Below are 15500 nucleotides of genomic sequence, written 5' to 3'. Positions count from 1 at the left end.
GTACGGCACAAGCGAGCAGCACGAGGTGGGGGGCCCGGGAGGCGAGGCGGCGGTAACGCTCCATGTCGACGGTTCCTTGAGGGGGGAGAGGCCGACATTCTAGCGGCCGCCACGGGTGGCGGGGTGGCTGACCGGTTCGCATTTCCGCCGATTGGCCATCGGCGACTTAGCCGGCTCCGGTGGCCAGGGGCGAGCCGACCTGCCCGCGGGCGGGCTCGAATTACAGCGCAGGGTCGGCTATGGGCTGGCGCAGGAGCATCTCGCGGTCGCGCTCGTAGTGGTTGAGCACGCGCCAGGGCAGGTGGCGACCCTGGCGGGGCAGCAGGTCGGAGCCACGCTGGACGTAGCCCGACTGCAGGGCGCCCATGACGCTGCCTTCCTCCATCTCGCCCTCCGGTGCGCGCGGCGTGCACACCTCCAGGTCGTGCTTGCGCATGTGGTTGAACAGCCGGCACAGGTAGCTGGAGGCGATATCGGCCTTGAGCGTCCAGGGCGCGTTGGTGTAGCCGAACACCGAGCCCATGTTGGGAATGCCCTGGGCCAGCACGCCCTTGTAGGTGAGGCGGTCGGCCAGGCTCCTGCGCTGGCCGTCCACCAGCAGGTCGATGCCGCCGAGCGCGCGCAGCTGCAGGCCGGTGGCGCTGACGATGATGTCCGCCGGCAGCTCGGCGCCGGATTCCAGGGCGATGCCTCGTTCGGTGAAGGTGGCGATGCGGTCGGTGACCACCGAGGCGCGGCCCTCGCGCAGGGCAGCGAACAGATCGCCGTCGGGCACTGCGCAGAGGCGTTCGTCCCAGGGCATGTAGCTGGGCGTGAAGTGGCGCATGTCGACCTTGCCGCCGAGCTGCTTCCTGACGCTGCCCAGCAGCCAGGCGCGGACCTGCTCCGGCCAGCGCCGCGCGGCCTTGTAGATGACCCGCTGCAACCAGATGTTGCGCGCCCGCGCCATGGCGTAGACCCAGCGCTCGGGCAGCACGTGGCGCAATGCGGCGGAGACCGGGTCCTTGCCGGGCACGCTGATGATGTAGCTGGGCGAGCGCTGCAGCATGGTGACGTGGCCGGCGCGCCCGGCCATGGCCGGCACCAGGGTCACGGCGGTGGCGCCGCTGCCGATGACCACCACGCGCTTGCCGTCGTAGTCGAGGTCTTCGGGCCAGTGCTGCGGGTGGATCAGCCTTCCCTGGAAGCGCTGCATGCCGGGGAAGTCCGGCTGGTAGCCCTGGTCGTAGTCGTAGTAGCCGACGCAGGAGACCAGGAAGCGACCGGTGAACACCCGCTGCACGCCGCTGGCCTCGTCGCGGGTCCTGACGGTCCACACCCTCTCGTGGCTGGACCAGGAGGCCTCGGTGCAGGCCAGGCCGAAGCGGATCCTGCTGTCGACGCCATGCTCGCGGGCGGTGTCTTCGATGTACTGGCGGATGGTGTGGCCGTCGGCCAGCGTCTTGAGTTGGTCCCAGGGGCGGAAGGCGAAGCCGAAGCTGAACATGTCGGCATCCGAGCGGATGCCGGGGTAGCGGAACAGGTCCCAGGTGCCGCCCACGGCCTGGCGTCGCTCGATGATGGCGAAGTCCATCTGCGGCGCTTCGCGCACCAGGTGGCAGCCCATGCCGATGCCCGAGAGCCCGGCGCCGATGATCAGCACGTCGTGGTGGTCGTTCAAGGTCGGCCTTCCTTCTTGTTGTTCTTGTGTTGTGCAAGTCATAGCAGGCTTTGCCGCCGCTGCTCGCCGGCCCTTAGGCGGGTTTTCCGCATGCGCGTTGAGGCCGGGGCTTCAGCCCGGGGTTTGCAGGGTGCCGTTCCCGGGCTGCAGGAAGATACGGCGCCGCTCAATGCTCGCGTCGGTAGCTGAAGCGGCAGCCGCTGGGATCGGTGAAGGTGAGGCCGTCGGCGTCGAGGCTGTAGCCATAGCTCACCAGCGCATCGTTGGCGGTGGAGAGGGTGACGCGGCCGGGGCTCTCGATGTGCCAGGTGCCGCTGTCCCACCAGGTGAAGCCGCCGGGCACCTCGGGGGTGCCGCTGTACAGGCCGTTGGCGTCGAAGCGCAGGCTGCTGGCGTACTTCGCCGCGCAGGCCGGGGACGTGCTCTTGCGCCACTGTCCCAGCAGTTGGTTCTCCAGGTCGGTCATCTGAGGCTCCGGTCATCACCGGCAGCGGGGCGCCGCATGACGGCGCCCCGTGCCAGCCGTTTCCGCCCTACTTGGCTCCGGCCGCCAGGCCTGTGGTCCTGGCCCGTGTCTTGGGTGCCTTGCCAAGCTCCTTGAGCACGCCACCGGCATCGCCGAGCAGCGTCGTCAGTTTGCTGCGCTCGGTGTCGCTCATCACCGTATCGTAGTCGAGCAGCGCGCTTGCGCCCTTCGGATCGGCCTTGCGTTTATGGAAGCGCTTGGCCAGCCGCTTGGCCGCGATGGCGGCGAAGTGCGGCTTGAGCACCGCCGAGTCCAACGCCGCCTGGATGGCGTCCAGGCCCTCGGTGAGGTGGTCGCCGCCGATGGCCAGCACCAGGTGCGCGTCGGGGGTGGAGAGCACGCGGTGCGCGGCCTCGGCATGCCGCGCCTCGACCGCTGCGGTGACCATCACCGTGGCACTGCCGGCCGCGCGGGCGACCAGGCCGTCGATCTCCCAGTGCACCTCCACCTTCACCTCGTGCACGCCGGGTACGCCGAACAGCGCCCCTTCGGCGCCGCGCATCAGGGTCATGGATTCGCTGATCCGCTCGCCCGGTTGCAGCAGTTTGAAGGGCTGGTCCTCGACGCAATGCACCAGGGTACGGAAGCTGCGCACGGTGCCGGATGGATCGCCGACGCTGCCACTGACGAATTCGCTCTTCAGGCTGAGGTTGGCCGGCACCTGCACCGGCTGGTCGCCACGGTTGACCAGGGCGATACCGATCCGCACCGGTGCGCCCAGGGGCACTTCGCCGAGCAACGGTGTGACGTCCACGTCGAGCCCCAGGATTTCGGCCTCCAGGTCCGTCGGGGTGATGTTCGGGGCGGCCGTGGAGGCACCGCCGAATGCCACCGAGCCGGGCCGCACGAAGGGATCGGGGTAGTGGCGCAGCTGCTTGAGGTTGTCCGGGTGGAAGGACCACTGGATGTTGCTGGGGAAGGGCGTGGCCGGGGTGCCGGCGGCAGCGATCACGTCGCTGGTGCACATGAAGCCGAAGTCCGCCGAGTTGTGGTAGAGCCCCATGGCGTGGCCGACCTCGTGCACGGCGGTGCGGAAGTAGGGCGCCGCCGCCGTGCCGAAGCGCTTGCCGCTGACCGTCCCCCAGCCCGCTGCGATGGTCCAGTGCGAGGCGATGCCGATGCCCTCCCGGGGCACGTTGTTGGAGTCGGTGCCGCCGTTGTCGTACATGATCCCGCGCGGGGTGGAGTCGATGTTCTTCACCGCCAGTACGTGGTAGCGCCACTCGGTATCCAGGTTGACCACCGCGCGCCGGGCCAGCATGGCCGCGTGCATCTCGGCATCGGACCAGGACCCACCGCTGGCTTCGGCGACATTGGTGTCGCTGAGGTGCACGGCGACCTGCCAGCCCACCGCATCCATCACCGTCTGCCAGGTATGGCCGAGGCCACTGTTGGTCGGCTGCTCGGAGCCGGAGACGGTGTCGATCTCCACGGTGCAGCGGCGGTAGTAGCTCGACAGCCAGCCCATGGTCAGGCGCCCGATCACGGCGTTGGCCGCGTTCTTCACATCGCCCTCGGCATAGTCGCCGGAGGAGGGATAGCCCGCCGGCGCGGGCATGCGCACCATCTGGGTGGTGAGGGTGGAGTCCAGCGCCCAGCTGTTGGGCGCGGTGAAGCGCCACAGCTCGAAGCCGAGGTTGAAGCTGTTGCCCAGGTAGAAGTGCTCCGGCAGCGCGGTGACGCGGATGTAGTAGCGATAGCGTGAGCGCGAGAGGATCGGGATGCCCGATGCCGGGTTGGGCCCGGCCAGGAGAATCGGCTTCAGGCTGGTTTCCGGGCGCCCGCCCAGCAGGGGGATCGGCGAGGTGATGGGCAGCGGCAGGAAAATGGTCGGGCGCTGGTAGAGATCGCCGCTGGCGGTTCGCCCGGCGGCGTGGGATTCCACGCGCAGGGTGCCGTCATAGGACACCAGCGGCGCCCCGGTGGGCTTGTAGTTGAGCAGCCAGCAACCGGGACGGATGCTGCGCAGTGGCGGCACGATGATCGGGCCGGGGATGGGCTTGGGCAGTTCGGTTATGGGAAGGGCGGCGGCCGCTCGGGCGTCTTCCTGCTCGGGCGGCAGTACATCGGGCATGGGGGGGATTTTGTCGAGGCTGGACATCGTTGAACACTCCTATTCAACAAGGGGCGCACCCTGCCCGTACTCCCAACCACGCGAGCCATTGCATGACGCCGGTACGACACCCCTGGAAGGTTCCTTTTTTAGGGTCGTGTCATGCGTACCGCGTGCGCATGGCCCAGTGAGTATGCGACTGCCCGGGGCCCTGCATAGCGCCGCCCATCGCCCGCAGGACGTGCGGCGTGACCGATTGTCGGAGCACCCGAAAGCCCTGTAAGGGCGCCGCTACACCGCCCCCTGCAACCGAACTTTTCGTGCTTGTCGATATGCCGGAAAGGCGTTTGCGTGGGGAGGGGACGAGGGGTTTTGGTCGGCTGTGTGCGTCGGGGAATTGGTGGGCTGAAGCCCACCCTACGCCCATCCGCCCGCGCCGAGCCCACCTTTGCAGGTGCGAATTCATTTGAGCGTGGTCATGAGTCATCGGTGCTGCCTGTGACGATTTGAATTGAGGGCTCGACAGGATGAACGCGTGCCGTAGGGTGTGCCGTGCGCACCGCCGCTCGGTGTTTCCGGCGAGCTCCAGGTGCGCGCAGCACACCCTACGTCCGAAGTGAGTGGCGGCTGTATGCCCCGAGGTCTGGTTGCACCAGGGCGTGGATGTTTACCTGCTTAACGGCGCGCGCTCCGGACCGCTGTCAGCGGGTACGGATCTCCCCCCGCGCCAGGCTTTCGGCATCGTTGCCGAGGGCGTCCTTCAACGCCATGTCGGCGCCTTTCTCGCGCAGCCGGTCCAGCAACCGGGTGCGCTGGAACAGCGCGGCATACATGGCGGCGGTCTGCCCGGCGGTGTTGCGCTGGTCGGTGGGGCAGGGGGTGTTCATGAGGCGGTGGGCGATGCCCAGTTCGGCCTTGAAGATGGCGCCCATCAGGGCGGTGTTGCCGCGGCCATCCTGCAGGCAGGGATCGGCGCCGGCAGCGAGCAGCGCGTCGACCGCATCGGCGTGGCCGTGGTAGGCGGCGAGGATCAGGGCGCTGTAGCCCTTGGCATCCTGGGTGTCGAGGTCGTAACCGGCCTCGATGAAGGCGTGGAGCACCTCCAGCCGGCCTTCACGGGCGGCGTCGAGATAGCGTTGGGCCAGCTCGGCCTGGATGGCGACCGGGTCGGGCGTCGGTTCGGCCTGTGCCAGGCCGGCGCAGAGCAGCAGGGCGAGGAGTGCGTGTTTCATCTCGGGCTCCTGGAGCCGGCCCGCGTGTGCGGGCCGGCGCTGGGCGGGTCAGTCGGCGAGTTTGGCGGCCAGGGCCTTCACCTTGGCCAGGTCGCCACCGGCCACCTTGGCGACACGGGTGCCGTAGTCGGTGTCGGCCTTGTACAGGTAGGCGAGCATCAGGTGCTTGCTCTCGCTGTCGGTACCGGCGAGGGACTGGCCGAAGCTGTTGACCAGGTCCTGCTGGTCCTTCTTGCCGTAGGAGCGGTACAGGTCACCGGCCTGCTTGAAGTTCTGCTCGCGCTGGATGGCGCGCTGCTGGGTGCTGCCCTGCAGCGGCGTCTCGACGTAGCGGGCGCTGGCCGTGGCTTCGCGGGGCTGCAGGCGGCTCGGCTCGTAGTTCACGCCGCTGGTGGTGTGACCGGCGTTCATGCTGCCGTCCTGGTTGCCGTTGTTCACCGCGCCCTTGGGCTTGTTCACCGGCAGCGCCAGGCCGTTGGTACCCACCCGGTAGAGCTGGGTGTCGGCGTAGGCGAACACGCGGCCCTGCAACAGGCGGTCCTCGGAGGGTTCGATGCCCGGTACCAGGTTGGACGGGGCCATGGCCACCTGCTCGGTCTCCTGGAAGAAGTTGTCGACGTTACGGTTGAGCACCATCTGGCCGATCTTGCGCTCGGGCACGTCGGGCCAGACCTTGGTGGCGTCCAGCGGGTCGAACTCGAAGCGCGCCAGGTCCTTGGGCTCGAGCACCTGGATGTACAGGTCCCACTTCGGGTAGTCACCCTTGGCGATGGCGTTCACCAGGTCGTTGGTCATGTGGCTGTAGTCCTTGCCCTGGACGGCCTCGACTTCCTTCGGGTCGAGGTTGCGGATGCCCTGCAGGCTCTTCCAGTGGAACTTCACGTAGTGCGTCTCGCCCTTGGCGTTGACCAGCTTGTAGGCGTGCACGCCGTTGCCGTCCATGAAGCGGTAGCCGGCCGGGGTGCCCTCGTTGGAATAGAGCAGGGTGAGGGTGCGGATGGCCTCCGGCACGTGGGAGAAGAAGTCGAAGCGGCGCGAGTCGTCGTCCAGGTTGGTGCGCGGGTCCGGCTTGAAGGCGTGGACCATGTCCGGGAACTTGATCGCGTCGCGGATGAAGAAGGTGGGGAAGTTGTTGCCCACCAGGTCCCAGTTGCCGTCGGCGGTGTAGAACTTGGTGGCGAAGCCGCGCGGGTCACGCAGGGTTTCCGGCGAGTGGTTGCCGTGCACCACCGAAGAGAAGCGCACGAACACCGGGGTGCGCTCGCCGTTGCGGAACACCTTGGCGACGGTCAGGTCGGCGATGTCCGCCGAGGCGGTGAACTCGCCGTGGGCGCCGGTGCCCCGGGCATGCACCACCCGCTCGGGGATGCGTTCGCGGTCGAAGCGCTGCAGCTTCTGGATCAGTTGCACGTCCTGCAGCAGCACGGAACCATTCGGCCCGGCTGTCTGAGAGTTCTGGTTGTCGCCGACGGGGGCGCCGTTGTCACGGGTCAGCGGTGCACCCACGGCCATGGAAAGATTGAACAGGCATGCCGCCGCCAGCAGGCCGGGGGCGGTGCGATGGAATCTGGACATTTGCGTCTCCTGATGTCTCTGGTTCGGGTGTTGCGGCCTGAACCATAGGGAGCGCGGAGGGGCCCGGATAATAGGATTTGGTCAGCCTGGCGATTAGGAAATATTAAAGGTCCTACGCGCGCCGCCTCCCTAGAGTTCCCGGGTACAAGCCGCACCCCGGATTCACAGGAGGCCGCCATGGCGGCCCGCACGCAGGATGACCGATGACCCTGACCGAATTGCGTTACGCCGTTGCCCTTGCCCAGGAACAACACTTCGGCCGCGCCGCCGAGCGCTGCCATGTCAGCCAGCCCACCCTCTCGGTGGGCATGAAGCGACTGGAGGACTACCTGGGCGTGCTGCTCTTCGAGCGCAGCAAGGGGGCCGTCTACCTCACACCCATCGGCGAGAGCATCATCGAGCAGGCGCAGAAGGTGCTGGCCGAAGCCAACGCGGTGCTGGAGATGGCCCACGCCGGGCGCAACCAGCTGTCCTCGCCGCTGCGGGTCGGCGCCATCTACACCATCGGGCCCTATCTGTTCCCGCACCTGATCCCCCAGTTGCACACCGTGGCGCCGCAGATGCCGCTGTACATCGAGGAGAACTTCACCCACGTGCTGCGCGAGCGGCTGCGGGAGGGCGAGCTGGACGCCATCATCGTCGCCTTGCCCTTCACCGAACCCGACGTGCTGACCAAGGTGCTCTACGACGAAGCCCTGTGCGTGCTGCTGCCCGCCGACCACCCCCTGGCGGCGGAGCAGCGCCTGTCGGCGGAGGCGCTGGAGGATGCCGAGCTGCTGATCCTCGGCGAGGGGCATTGCTTCCGCGAGCGCGTGCTGGAGGTGTGCCCGGCCACCCAGCGCGCCAGCGTGGAATCGAGCTCCCTGGAGACCATCCGCCACATGGTCGCCTCCGGCCTCGGCGTCTCCGTGCTGCCGCACTCGGCGGTCTCCGGCCACCACTATTCGCCGGGCAGCGTGGCCATCCGCCACTTCAGCGCGCCGGTGCCGTTCCGCCAGGTGGCCATCGCCTGGCGCGCCAGCTTCCCGCGCCCGCGCGCGATCGACGTGCTGGCCGACTCGGTCAGGCTCTGCTCGGTTTCCCGTGGGCCGAACGGGGAGGCTTGAGAGGCGCTAGGGCCGCCACCTCTGCAGGGCCGCGCGGCAGTCCTCCACCAGCGCCGGCATGTGCGCCTCGAACTCCTGCCAGCCCCGCAGCGCCAGGGCCTTCTGCGCCGCCGTGCGCAGCGGCGCCGGAACGGCCCTGACCCAGCGGCGGCAGGCTTCGAGGCAGACGCCACGGGCATCGTTCCCGGTGTAGGAGGGCGCTGGACTGGCTGACCTCGTGGCGTTCGATGCTCATGACACTTCCTTGTTCATGGGGGCGTTCGTCGGGCTTCCCGGCCTGTCGGCTGAGGGGAATGCGACGGCGGAGGCGGATGAGCCTAACCCGCGTCAGGGCGCTTTCAATCGACGACAGCGAGGCGCCCTCATGCCCAATTCCAGCCTTCATTCAGGGCCATGCGCAGTCGGGCTCATGCGGGTGGCGGGCGGGGCTTTCGGCATGACGCGCAGGAAACACTTTGCAAAAGCCCGCTCGTTGAGCGCCTCCCTCGGGATTCTGTAATTTAGCTGCCGTGAAGCCGGGCCCCTCTGGCGGTCAATACCGCGATGTCGGAATCACAGTCTGTACAACTTCGACTGCAAGGAGGGGCTCCAATGACTGCCCTAGATACGTTCCTGTTTTCCGACTTCCTCGGCACCGCCACCTGGCTGTGGCTGGTCTTCCTCGCCGTGGTGTTCTCCCTGCTGGCCTTCGACCTGGGCGTGCTGCATCGCGATAACCGCGAGATCGGCGTCAAGGAGAGCCTGCTGCTCTCCGCCGGCTACATCACCGCCGGCCTGCTGTTCGGCCTCTGGGTGTTCTTCCAGAAGGGCGGCGACGCCAGCATGGATTACCTCACGGGCTTCCTCATCGAAAAATCGCTGTCGATGGACAACGTGTTCCTCATGGCGATGATCTTCAGCTTCCTGGCCATCCCGCGGCAGTACCAGCACAAGGTGCTGTTCTGGGGAATCATGGGCGTGATCGTGCTGCGTGCGGTGATGATCGGCCTGGGCGCGGCGCTGATCCACGAGTTCAGCTGGATCCTCTACGTGTTCGGCGCGTTCCTGGCCATCACCGGCGTGAAGATGCTGTTCTCCAGGGTCGATGACCACCCGGACCTGGAGAACAACGCACTGGTGAAGTTCCTGCGCCGGCACATGCGCGTCACCGACAGCCTGCACGGGCAGCGCTTCTTCGTGCGCCAGGCGGATGCCAGCGGCAGGACCGTGCTCTGGGCGACGCCGCTGTTCCTGGCCCTGGTGCTGATCGAGTGCGCCGACCTGGTGTTCGCCATCGACAGCGTGCCGGCGATCTTCGCCATCACCCAGGACCCGTTCATCGTCTACACCTCGAACATCTTCGCCATCCTCGGCCTGCGCGCGCTGTACTTCGCCCTGGCGGCGCTGATCCACCGCTTCGCCTACCTGAAGTACGCCCTGGCCCTGGTGCTGGTGTTCATCGGCGCGAAGATCTTCCTGGTCGGCATCATCGGCAAGATCCCGGCGGTGATCTCCCTCAGCGTGACCCTGGGCCTGCTGGTCGGCGGCGTACTGCTGTCGCTGTACAAGACCCGGGGCCAGGCGGCGCAGGCCATCGAGGAGAACAGCAGCCGCTGATACGCCTGCGGCATCACGTAAGCCCCCTCGCGCACTGACGTGGCGAGGGGGCTTTTTGTTAGGCTGCGCTCCTTTTCTCGCAAGGAGCACCGCGTGGCCCTCTCAGCATGGAAGCACCTGCCCGCCTGGGCGTCCCTATGCATCGCCGGCACGGCGAGCGCCCACACCCTGCCCAGCACGGTCTACCGGGGCACGGCGGGGGACATGCAGCTGGAGGTCGTCCTCCAGTTCGACAGCGCCTGGGATGGCATGGCGGGGTTCGTCGAAACCTCGGCCGCCGCCGACCACCTGAGCCTGGAAAAGACCCCCTTCGAGGCCGGCGAGCCGCTGCTGATCAACCTGCGTGACAACACGCCGATGCCCCCTGCGGCGATCGAGTTCCAAAGCTTCGCCATCGACCAGAAGGTGCTGCTGGGGCGCTGGATCGACCTGCGTACCCGCGAGGAGCGCCCGCTGCAGCTGCAACGCGAGCAGGTGTTCAGCGAGGACTCCCGGGTGGCCTACGAGGCCGACCTGTTGCAGAAGGGCACCAGCCAGGGCATGAGTTTCCGGGTGCATGCGCGCAAGCCCGCTGGCGAGCAGGTGCCGCTGTTCGATCGCATCACCGTCGGCGACAAGGCGAGCGGCGCGACGCTGCAGGTGATCGAGGGGCTGGACGCCTACTTCTTCGGCACCGACACGCTGCGGCTGGCCTACCTGGACGATGACGCCTACCTGGACTTCTCCTTCGTGCCACGGCGCATCCGCGAGAGCGACCAGGCCCTGGCCAACGGCACGGTGCAGTACTACCTGTACGACCCGGCAACCGGCCGCTATGCGCTGCACCCGGTGCTGACCGAGATGGCCGGCAGCGGTTCGCTGTACTTCGACACGTACCGGCGCGGGCGCTTCGAGTACCGCCTGGAAGGGGGCGATGGCTACCGGCCCGGCAACTTCCGCGGGGGCTTCTACCGCCTGGCCGAAGGGCAGCGCGTGGTGATGCTGCCGGCTGGGGAGGGTGCGCAATGAGTCGCTTCCTCAGCATTTTCCTGCGCCTGGCCTTGTTCGTGACCCTCTGCGGCCCGGGCGTCGCCTCCGCCCTGGACATCTACCGGGGCACCCTCGGCAAGCAGTCGATCACCCTGGTGACGGACTACCAGAACCGCATCATCCGTGGCCTGTATTTCTACGACCGCTACCGCACGCCGATCCGCCTGAAACCGGTGTTCAGCAGCAACGAGCCCCATGGCACCGCCATGGATGAACTGGACACCGCCGGCCTGCCGGCGGCGCGCATCCGTTTCACCACCTCGGGCTATTTCAAGCAGGACGCCACCCTGAGCGGCACCTGGACCGACTACCGCACCGGCAAGAGCCTGCCGATCCAGATGAAGCACGTGGCCCGATTGGGGTCTGACGAGGCCTGGCCCGGCGCGAGTGTGGAGGTGCCGCAGGCGGCCTCCACCGAGCGCTTCTACTTCCAGGTGCCGCTGGCCCGGGACGGTGCGGCGGCCACGGCCATCGAGGTGTACGCGAAGAAGACCGGCAAGCGCGTGCAGACCCTGAGCCTGCCCGGCTGCCGCAACGAGGGGCTGGAAACCGTGCAACTGGCAGTCGAGCAGGGCGTCACCCAGTTGCGGGTGGGCAAGCGCCAGCGCTGCGCGGGCGTGGCTTTTGCCTGGGACGAGCGCACGGGGCAGTTCGAACCCTTGCGCTGAACCGGACCCGCGCCGGGTTCAGGCGAACTCGGCGCGGATGCGGTCGGTGTCGAACGGAGCGGTGCTTCACAACCTGGGAATCCCCCCTGGCCCACGGCTGGTGGGCGCCCTCCCTTCACGCCATGATTGGCGCTTTTTTGCGGGCCCTGGACCGGCCAGGCCCGCTGTGCAGGGAAACCGCGATGCCCATGGAATCGGAACTGGCTTCGGCCGCCTGGCTCTACCTCGGTGGCGAGGGGGTCGAACCCTGCTGCCTGGCCCGGGACCAGGATGTGACACCGCTCTGGTGCCTGCTGCTGGCGGGCGCGGGGGTGGTGCCGGCGATCACCCCGGCGCAGGTGGACGTGCAGACGCCCAAGCATGGCCTGCGTTTGCCGTTGGCCGAGGCGCAGGGTAACTGGGCGCAGTTCGATGCCTATGTCCGCCGGCACCCCCAGCACCATCGCGTGCCCACCCTCGGGCTGTGCCTGGATGCGGTGGCCGCGTTCCTCGATCGCGCCGTGGCGCACACCGGGGCGCCGGCCGAGTCGTTGTGGCTGCAGGGCGACCTGGATGCGGTTTCAGGGCCCTTCGATGCCAACACCGATTCGCGTATCGGCTTCTGGAAATGGAATGCGGACACCCGCCTGCAAGCCTTGCAGGACGGCACCGTCGATTTGCACGACGTCACCCTGGTGCTGGATTACGAGGACCTCGACGAATGGGTGCGGGCGTTCGGCCTGGAGACGCTGGACCACCCCTGGTTCCGGGCCTTGAGCCATATCGAGGATTTCAGCGGGCTGCATTCGCCCTTCGGTGAGCGTGCGGAGCCCGTCGGTGCCGAGCCGTTGCCGGGTGAGTTCGATGAGGGCGACATCGAGCACGCGCCCGACGAAACCCCCGAGCCCGAGGCGGAGCTTGAACTGGAACGGGAGGCGCCCGCTCCACGGCCCGTTTCCCCTGAAGAATGGGAGCGCCGCTATCGGGCGGGCGACCCGGCTGCGGCGCTGGCCTTGTCCCACCTTGGCGATGAACCGGGCCAGGCCATGCGCTGGGCGCGACGTGCCTGCGGCCTGGAGGGCGAGGCCGAGGCCACGGCGGCGGCCTGGTTGCGGTTGGCGCAGCTGGCGTTCGAACGCTCCGGCAGCCTGGATGAATTGCAGCAGGCGCGCGGCTGGGTGGAGCGGGCGCAGGCGCTGGATCATCAACTGGACGAGGTCCATGCACTGCTGTTGCTGCAGGCGCGCCTCTGGCTGGATGCCGAGGCCGGGCCGGTGGACGGTGCCCGGGCCTTCGCCGCGCTGGAGCGCCTGTTGCTGCTGAGCGGGCGCAACCAGGCCGAGCACACCGAGGGCTGCATCTGCTTGGCGTCTGCCGCCGTGATGGGCTGGGCTGCCCGGCGGATGCCGAGGCGGCGCGGGTGCCGTGGCGCTCGGCAGCGGCCGATGGCCACGGCCTGGCGACCCGGGCGCTGGTGGAACTGCTGGCGGCCCAGGCCGAAGTCGAGGAGGACGCCGAAGCGGCCGAGCGGCTGTGGCTGGAGGCGCTGAACCACGCCGAGGTCTACCTGGAGTGTTTCGCCGATCGTGACGATCTCCAGGTGATCGCCTTCATGCACGGCTTCTGCGGTGAGCTGGCGTTGCGCAGCGACCCCGTCGACTGGGCGGAGGCCGAGGCGCACCTGCTGCGCGCGGCCGAGGCAGGGCATGCCGAGGCCATGGGCCTGTTGGCGGTCGATGTCTACCGCAACCGTCACAGCCCGCTGCGCGACCTGCGCCGGGCGCTGCACTGGGCCTGGCGCTACGGCGCGGCGACTGGCGTGCTGAAGTCGGCCGACGCCGGCTGGCAGCGCTGGGTGTTCGCGCTGTTCTGGCTGCTGCGGCGGTAGGGTGGACGCATCGCCCGACCCATGGCGGGCCGGGCGATGGCGCGTTGCATCAGTAGGTGATGCACACCGACTTCAGCTCGGTGAAGCCTTCGATGGCGGCCTTGCCGAACTCGCGGCCCATGCCCGACTGCTTGTAGCCGCCGAAGGGCAGGTTGGGGTCCACCGGCACGTGGTTGTTGACCCAGACGGTGCCGGCTTCGATGCGCGGGATCAGGTCCATGACCCGGCCCAGGTCGTTGCTCCAGATGCTCGCGGTCAGCCCGTAGCGGCTGTCGTTGAGCATGTCCACGGCCTGGTCGACATCGTTGAAGGGCAGTACCGAGAGCACCGGGCCGAAGATTTCCTCGCGCACCGAGGTCATCCCCTGGGTGACCTTGCCCAGCACCGTGGGCTGCACGAAGTAGCCGGGCAGGTCGGGCTGGCCGCCGCCGGTGCAGAACTGCGCGCCTTCCTCGCGGGCGATGGCCAGGTAGCGCAGCACGCTGGCCTGCTGGCGACGGGAGACCAGGGCGTTGACCTGCGCTTGCGGGTCCATGCCGGCGCCGACCTTGAGTTGCGCCACCTGGCTGGTCAGCGCCTCGACGAAATCCTGGTAGCGGCTGGCGTGCACGTAGAGGCGCGAAGCAGCGGCGCAGACCTGGCCCTGGTTGAGCAGCCCGCCGCCGATGGCGCCGGCCACGGCCTGCTCGATATCGGCATCGGCCAGTACCAGCATGGGGTTCTTGCCGCCCAGCTCCAGGGTGAAGCGGGTCATGTTGTCCAGCGCGGTACGGCCGACCTGCTTGCCCACTGCGGTGGAGCCGGTGAAGGACACCTTGTTCACCAGCGGGTGGCCCACCAGCGCCGCACCGGCGTCGGCACCACCCACCAGCACGTTGAAGGCGCCCGCCGGGATACCGGCCTGGATCGCCAGCTCGGCCAGGCGCAGGGCGGTGAGCGGGGTTTCGTCCGCCGGCTTGATGATGATGGTGCAGCCACAGGCCAGTGCCGGCATCACCTTCCACAGGGCGATCATCATCGGGAAGTTCCACGGCACGATACCGGCGACCACGCCGGCCGGCTCGCGGCGGGTGTAGGCGTTGAAGCGCGCCTGTGCCGGCACGGGGATGGACACGTCCAGCGTCTGCCCTTCGATCTTGGTGGCCCAGCCGGCCATGTAGCGCATGTAGTTGACCGAGGCGCCGACTTCCACCGCGCGGGCGAGGTGGATGGACTTGCCCTGGTTGAGGGTCTCCAGCTGCGCCAGTTCCTCGCCGTGGGTCTCCACCAGGTCGGCGAAGCGCAGCAGCACGCGCTCGCGCTCGGCGGGGGCCAGGCGGCTCCAGACGCCGGAGCGGAAGGTGCGGTGGGCCGAGGCGACCACGGCGTCCACCTGCGGGGCGTCGGCCTGCAGGGTGCGCGAGAGCACCGCGCCGGTGGCGGGGTTGTGCACCTCGCGCGGGGTGCCTTGTGCGCCCTGGTGCTGTTGGCCGTCGATGAACGAGGCGTGGGTACGGTCGACGAAGGCGTCGACGCTGGGGAGGGTGTTGATCAGGGCATTGGACACGATCGGCTCCTGGTTCGGGCAGCGGGATGGGTCGCCCGCATGGGGCGTGCCCCAGCTTAGGGAGTGAGCCGCTGCCGGGCTTGACTCTGCCTGCCACGCGGACATGACCCAGCGTGCAGCGGATGCGGCGTGTCAGGCAGGCGCAACGACCTGGCAGCCGGGAGCAAGCGGCGCCGTGGTGCAGGTGGGATAGTCGGAGTGTCGTCTGCGAGGGCGACGCCATTGTTGCTTGCTCCGTGTCACCACGCTTTGCCGCCGGCCTGGTCATCGGCGGCTTTTTTTTGCCCGCTTTTTGGCGGGAAGGCGGACGAGGTTGGGGCACAGGGCGTAGTTCGTCGCACGGGTAGAGGTACGCAACCCATGCTGCCGGAGCGGCCGATGATCACGGTGTGTGATGGGGCTTCGGATCGATGGGTTTCGCTGCGCTCTACGCCATCCTACGGGCGTGCGAGTTCGTAGGATGGGTAGAGGTACGAAACCCATGCTGCCGGAGCGGCCGATGATCACGGTGTGTGATGGGGCTTCGGATCGATGGGTTTCGCTGCGCTCTACGCCATCCTACGGGCGTGCGAGTTCGTAGGATGGGTAGAGGTACGAAACCCATGCTGCCGGAGCGGCCGATGATCACGGTGTGTGATGGGG

12 protein-coding genes are annotated in these 15500 nt (G+C 68.2%); 6 read left to right on the top strand and 6 right to left on the bottom strand.

What is annotated here, in order from left to right:
- Positions 1-220: 220 nt before the first annotated feature.
- From DMX10_RS28790 to katB, 5 genes are all read right to left on the bottom strand, one after another.
- Positions 221-1660, bottom strand: coding sequence for an NAD(P)/FAD-dependent oxidoreductase (locus DMX10_RS28790; protein ID WP_256604874.1), 1440 nt, complete (start codon positions 1658-1660; stop codon positions 221-223).
- A 166-nt stretch (positions 1661-1826) separates the two neighbouring features.
- Positions 1827-2126 (bottom strand): hypothetical protein, encoded by a 300-nt coding sequence (locus tag DMX10_RS28785; protein ID WP_111264310.1) that lies wholly within the window; start codon positions 2124-2126, stop codon positions 1827-1829.
- 67 nt (positions 2127-2193) lie between these two features.
- Entirely contained in the window at positions 2194-4287 is a 2094-nt protein-coding gene (locus DMX10_RS28780) for a hypothetical protein (protein WP_178083028.1), read from the bottom strand.
- Positions 4288-4940: 653 nt separating this feature from the next.
- Positions 4941-5471 (bottom strand): ankyrin repeat domain-containing protein, encoded by a 531-nt coding sequence (locus tag DMX10_RS28775; protein WP_111264309.1) that lies wholly within the window; start codon positions 5469-5471, stop codon positions 4941-4943.
- 48 nt (positions 5472-5519) lie between these two features.
- Positions 5520-7046, bottom strand: coding sequence for a catalase KatB (gene katB, locus DMX10_RS28770; RefSeq protein WP_111264308.1), 1527 nt, complete (start codon positions 7044-7046; stop codon positions 5520-5522).
- Positions 7047-7249: 203 nt separating this feature from the next.
- Between katB and DMX10_RS28765 the strand changes: the two genes are divergently transcribed.
- The 6 genes from DMX10_RS28765 to DMX10_RS32860 all read left to right on the top strand — a co-directional run bounded on the left by DMX10_RS28765 (position 7250) and on the right by DMX10_RS32860 (position 13312).
- Entirely contained in the window at positions 7250-8152 is a 903-nt protein-coding gene (locus tag DMX10_RS28765; RefSeq protein ID WP_111264307.1) for a hydrogen peroxide-inducible genes activator, read from the top strand.
- A gap of 591 nt (positions 8153-8743) precedes the next feature.
- Positions 8744-9748 (top strand): TerC family protein, encoded by a 1005-nt coding sequence (locus DMX10_RS28760; protein ID WP_111264306.1) that lies wholly within the window; start codon positions 8744-8746, stop codon positions 9746-9748.
- Positions 9749-9841: 93 nt separating this feature from the next.
- Complete coding sequence (locus DMX10_RS28755) at positions 9842-10756, top strand: hypothetical protein (protein ID WP_111264305.1); 915 nt, start codon at positions 9842-9844, stop codon at positions 10754-10756.
- Positions 10753-11445 carry a hypothetical protein gene (locus DMX10_RS28750; protein ID WP_111264304.1) on the top strand — a complete coding sequence of 231 codons (693 nt, stop codon included), beginning with the start codon at positions 10753-10755 and terminating at the stop codon, positions 11443-11445. Before DMX10_RS28755 ends, DMX10_RS28750 begins: the two co-directional genes overlap by 4 nt.
- Positions 11446-11627: 182 nt before the next feature.
- A complete protein-coding gene (locus DMX10_RS28745) occupies positions 11628-12974 on the top strand; it encodes a hypothetical protein (RefSeq protein ID WP_111264303.1) in 1347 nt (448 codons plus the stop codon).
- Positions 12899-13312: a hypothetical protein gene (locus tag DMX10_RS32860; RefSeq protein WP_111264302.1), complete on the top strand. Its 414-nt coding sequence runs from the start codon at positions 12899-12901 to the stop codon at positions 13310-13312. Before DMX10_RS28745 ends, DMX10_RS32860 begins: the two co-directional genes overlap by 76 nt.
- 49 nt (positions 13313-13361) lie before the next feature.
- On the opposite strand, the gene DMX10_RS28735 is transcribed toward DMX10_RS32860, so the two are convergent.
- Complete coding sequence (locus tag DMX10_RS28735) at positions 13362-14858, bottom strand: aldehyde dehydrogenase family protein (RefSeq protein ID WP_178083027.1); 1497 nt, start codon at positions 14856-14858, stop codon at positions 13362-13364.
- Positions 14859-15500: the final 642 nt, after the last annotated feature.

The sequence above is a fragment of the Pseudomonas sp. 57B-090624 genome, from assembly GCF_003234055.1.
GTDB classification, from domain to species: Bacteria; Pseudomonadota; Gammaproteobacteria; order Pseudomonadales; family Pseudomonadaceae; genus Metapseudomonas; species Metapseudomonas tohonis.
The sequence above is the reverse complement of the archived record's forward strand: the minus strand, read 5'-3'. Positions and strand labels throughout refer to the sequence as shown.